At 66.2% G+C, this 4913-nt stretch carries 4 protein-coding genes; all 4 read left to right on the top strand.

Going from position 1 to position 4913, the window contains the following annotated elements:
- Positions 1 to 1603, top strand: a 1603-nt coding sequence (locus ACXJ7R_RS24740) for a strawberry notch C-terminal domain-containing protein (RefSeq protein ID WP_457154119.1), incomplete at its 5' end; no start/stop codon positions are given.
- 12 nt (positions 1604 to 1615) lie between these two features.
- Positions 1616 to 2665: a DUF7146 domain-containing protein gene (locus ACXJ7R_RS24735; RefSeq protein ID WP_457154118.1), complete on the top strand. Its 1050-nt coding sequence runs from the start codon at positions 1616 to 1618 to the stop codon at positions 2663 to 2665.
- A 243-nt stretch (positions 2666 to 2908) separates the two neighbouring features.
- On the top strand, positions 2909 to 3850 hold the full coding sequence (locus ACXJ7R_RS24730) for a DUF2493 domain-containing protein (RefSeq protein WP_127415421.1): 942 nt from the start codon (positions 2909 to 2911) through the stop codon (positions 3848 to 3850).
- Positions 3851 to 4201: 351 nt separating this feature from the next.
- Entirely contained in the window at positions 4202 to 4735 is a 534-nt protein-coding gene (locus tag ACXJ7R_RS24725) for a hypothetical protein (protein ID WP_457154117.1), read from the top strand.
- The last annotated feature ends 178 nt before the right edge of the window (positions 4736 to 4913 follow it).

The raw sequence follows: 4913 nt of genomic DNA, 5'->3' as shown, positions 1-4913 counted from the left end.
CACCGACACCGTCGCCGAGGTGACCGGCCGCTCGCGCCGCATCGTGAAGAAGACCGGCCGCGATGGTATCGACCGGCTGGCCGTCGAGAACCGCCCGGGCTCGGCCAATCTCGCCGAGACCCAGAGTTTCATGGACGACGACAAGCGCGTACTGATCTTTTCGGACGCCGGCGGCACCGGGCGCTCCTACCACGCCGATCTCGGCGTGAAGAACCAGCGCCTACGCAAGCACTATTTGTTGGAAGCCGGCTGGCGCGCCGACAACGCCATCCAGGGTCTCGGCCGGACCCACCGCACAAATCAGAAACAACCGCCGCTGTTCCGGCCGATGGCCGCCAATGTGAAGGCCGGAAAACGCTTCCTGTCGACGATCGCACGACGGCTCGACACGCTGGGTGCGATCACGCGCGGCCAGCGTCAGACTGGTGGTGCCGGGCTGTTCCGTGCCGAGGACAATCTGGAAAGCCGCTATGCCCGTGCGGCGCTGCGCCAATTCTACTATCTGCTGCATCAGGGCAAGATCGACGGCTGCTCACTCACGACCTTCGAGACCGTGACCGGTCTGTCGCTGACCACCGACGAGGGCGGGTTGCGCGACGAGCTGCCGCCGATCACGACCTGGCTCAATCGCCTGCTGGCGCTGCGCATCGAGACCCAGAACCTGCTGTTCGAAGTGTTCGAGCAACTGATGACGGCGAAGATCGAAGGCGCCATCGCCGCCGGAAATTACGACAAGGGGCTGGAGACCATCACGGCGGAGAGCATCCTCGTCACCGATCGTCGCACCGTCTACGCGCACCCGGTCTCCGGCGCGCAGTCGCATGTGCTGACCGTCGCGCGCAAGGACCGTATTCGGCCGCTCGGTGTGGTCGATGTACTGGCGATCGCCCGCGCGGAGCCACAATCTGTTCTGTTGATGAACACGCGATCGAACCGCGCGGCGATACAGCTGCCGACGGCGAGCCTGATGCTCGACGACGGCACGATAGAGCACCGCGTACGCCTGCTGCGGCCGATCGACGAGCTGCGCTTCGGTCTCGACGCCCTAGCCGAAACCCACTGGCAACCCGCCGACCGAAAACTGTTCTGCGACCTATGGCAGGCGGAGGTCGCGGCCGTCCCGGAGTTCACCACCAACACCTTCCACATCGTAACGGGTCTGCTCCTGCCGATCTGGCGTCGGCTGCCGGACCATGATTGTCAGGTCTACCGGATCCAGATCGATGCCGGCGAACGCATCATCGGGCGTTACATCGCACCAACCCTTGTTGCGACCATGTTCCGCAATCTGGGCATCGACAATGTGCCGACCCTCGCGCCGGAAGATGCATGGACGGGGCTCGTGGAAGGCAAGATCGGACTGCAACTCGCCGATGGCCTGATCCTGCGCCGCAGTCGGGTCATGAACGACTACCGTGCCGAGCTGATAGGCTTCACCGACGCGATGGTCCCCCGACTGAAGGCGCTGGGGCTGATATCCGAGATCATCTCCTGGAAGCTCCGGCTGTTCATCCCGACATCCGCGCAAGGTTGCGCTATCCTCGCCTCCCTTCTCGAGCGCCATACGCTGGTCGGGGTCACCGACCGTACGGCCGCGGCTTGAGGGGAGGCGATCATGTCCGGTTCGGCGTCCGAGCTGGCACGCCGCCTTGGCGAACATGCCGAGGCGGTGTGCCGCGAATATCTCTCCAACGGCCATCGCTCCGGCAATTACTGGATGGTCGGCGATGTCCGCAATATGCGCGGCCGTTCCATGCATGTGCGGCTCAAAGCGGTTGGCGGCAAGGCAGCTGGAAAATGGGTCGATGAGTCATCGGGGGAATATGGCGACCTGCTTGACGTCATCGAGCAGAGCTGTGGTCTGGTCGACTTCCGCGAGGTCACGGATGAAGCACGTCGTTTCCTCGCCATGCCACAGCCAGACCTTCAGTCCAGACCATCCGTCGCCGGGCGCCAATCTGCCGCGGCACGCGGCTCGCCTGAGGCCGCGCGTCGCCTGTTCGCCATGTCCCAGCCGATCGCCGGTACGCTGGCCGAACGATATCTTGCTGGCCGCGGCATCCTGCTTTCCACGCATGAGCGTGCGCTGCGTTTCCATCCCGGCTGCTACTACAGGGATCTCGTGACCGGCGAGACGCGGACCCTGCCTGCGCTGATTGCCGCTGTCACCAACCTCGACGGGGAGATTACCGGCCTGCAGCGCACCTGGCTTGATCCTTCGGGTCAGGGCAAGGCGCAACTCACTGATCCACGCCGCTCGCTGGGAGATCTCCTTGRCAACGGCATTTGGCTAGGCCGCCAGCCAGATGAGCCCGTCCCGGTCATGGCCGCCGGCGAGGGTTTTGAGACGATGGCGTCGGTTAAGGTGGTGATGCCGGCGCTGCCGGTGGCCGCCGCCACTTCGGCCAATCACCTCGCCGGCCTGACCTTCCCGCCTGGCTGCCGTCGCCTCTACATCGCAGCCGATGCCGACGCCGCCGGCCGGCATGGCATCGGGCGTCTCAGCCAGCGCGCAGGCGAGGCCGGGATTCTCGCCCTGGTTTTGCGGCCGCAGCTCGGCGACTTCAACGACGATCTGCGCCATCTCGGCCCCGCCCATCTCGCGGCACGGCTCAGCGATCAGCTCGTCCCGGAGGATGCCCGTCTTTTCCTGCCGTCCGGATGAACGGCCGGGGCGGCAGGCGGGCGGGGGCGTCACCGGAAGACGTTTAGGCATGGCGGTGGTCCGCCGGAGAGGCCGCTCCCGCGGCCTGTCCGAGAGGCGACCCCTGCCACGCCCCGGTCACGGCCGCAACGGCTGCGCCGTCCTCCGCTCGCGCTCCGGCCTTCGGTGCGGCCGCGTCCGGGGCGCGGCCGGGATGCGCTGTCAGGCCGCGATAGGCGCGGCCACAACCGACGGAGACACGCCATGACCTACGAGCTTCCTTTCGACGATGTCTACGAGCCCTACCACGCCTCCTCGCCGACCGACCGCGTCATCCTCGAACTGCAGATGTACGGCCATCGCCCGCATCAGGACGAACCTGATGCTCGGCCACTTCCCGACGACGAGGTGATCCGGGCCGGGCTTGCCGGGATCGTCGAGACCTTCGCCGGCATGCTCGGCGACACCAGGCTCGAACCCGATCTCGATGACCTGCTCTGGTCCTTCGCAAACGTCTTCCACCGTGCCGCCGAGCGAGTCGCCCGATCCCTCGATCGCAACGAGGAGGCGCAGCGTTCGAGCCAGCAGGAGCAGGACGGCTCCGAGGTGAAGTCGGTCGAACTCGAACGGCTCACCGCCGAGGGCATCACCTATATCGAGCGCCGCAACGTGCTCGAAATCATGCGCGATGAGGCTGCCGACCTCTACGAGGCACAAACCGGATCGGCATGGCGGCCGCGCACCGGCTCCAAGGTCTCCCACCAGGCGATGACTGCGGCGGTGATCGACTCCCGCGATTTCCTCGCCGCCCGCCGGCTCGCCGAAACCGAGGTGCTCGTCCCGGCCGGCACCAAGATTGCTTTTGCCGGCGGTCTCGACTGCAATGATCACGACCGGATCTGGGACGCACTCGACAAGGCCCGCGAAAAGCATCCCGACATGGTGCTGCTTCACGGCGGCAGCCCGCGCGGCGCTGAGCGCATCGCCGCCTGCTGGGCAGAGAACCGGAAGATCACCCAGATCGCCTTCAAGCCGGATTGGAACCGACACGCCAAGGCGGCTCCGTTCCGCCGCAACGACCAGCTTCTCTCGGTGGTCCCCTACGGCCTGATCGTCTTTCCCGGCTCCGGAATCACCGACAACCTTGCCGACAAGGCCCGTCGGCTTGGCATCCCCGTCTGGCGGTTCGCGGAGGGCGGCGCGTGAAGCGCCGCTTTCCTCGCATCCGCGGGCCGAACCCGACCGCGCGGTCGGGTTCGGCCTTGGGACGTGGACTAAAGTCGTCGCGGGACAACCCGTCTATCCTGATCCACTTGATCCAGGACGTGAGCCTCTGGCTGGCCGAAGGCCGCTAGTCCGCGCGCGTAGCACCTCCGGCAGCGGTTCAGGGCCTGGGCGCGCCGGCCTGCGGCCGGCCGGGCTCTAGTCGCGGCGTCCCGCCGCTCCCCGCGCCGGCTTCGCCGTCTCGGCCTTCGGGTGACGATCCCTCGCGCAGGGCCAGAGGGAGAGGGCGGCCGGCGCGGGGGCGGGGGACGCTGGAGAGAAGGGAAAGTCACGATGTCGATGATATTCATAGGTGGATCAATCGAAGTATTCGAGCTGCCGGAACCTGCCGTCACTCGCATCGGCGCAATCGTTGCTGCCGAGCACGGCGTGCTGATTGGCGACGCCTCGGGAGCCGATGCCGAGGCGCAGGGCCTACTCGCGGGCTACAAGTAYGAACATGTCGGCGTCTTCCATGCCGGCAAGGAACCCCGCAATAATCTGGGCGACTGGGCCGCCTACCATGTTCCTTCTCCTGACGATGCCAAAGGGGACTTTGTCCACGCCGCCAAAGACCGGGAGATGGCGCGGCGCGCCGACTTTGGCATGATGGTCTGGGATGGCGCGTCACCCGGCACTGCCGTCAACGTGCTTCGGCTCGCCATGGCGAACAAGCCGTGCGTCATTTACGATCTGGCCAGGAGCAGCGTGGCGACCACGTACAATGTGGAAGACTGGTGCGCCATGCTCCGCCATGCCGGTCCGGACATTCGCCGCCAAGCCGAAGCCCGCATGACGCCGGAGGAGCGTCTGGCGTTGCCAGAATGATGGATGCGGTCCTGCCGACAGCCGGGCGGGTTCAATCCGATATGTTGGTCCGGCTTCTCGTCGCCCAATCCACTTGTATGAGCGGACTGAGCCGGCCCCTTTCGAAACCGGTCCACGCGCAGAGCTGCGGGGGCGTTGTGCGGATGATCATCTTGACCCGTCTCGCCTCTGAAGCGGG

This window comes from Mesorhizobium sp. P5_C1 (assembly GCF_054049815.1).
Note: the sequence above shows the minus strand (reverse complement) of the source record. Positions and strands in the feature narration are given on the sequence as shown.

What these genes read in the sequence shown, in the direction of transcription:
- ACXJ7R_RS24730 (WP_127415421.1), top strand. Translation starts at nt 2,909, where the DNA reads ATGACCTACGAGCTTCCTTTCGACGATGTCTACGAGCCCTACCACGCC.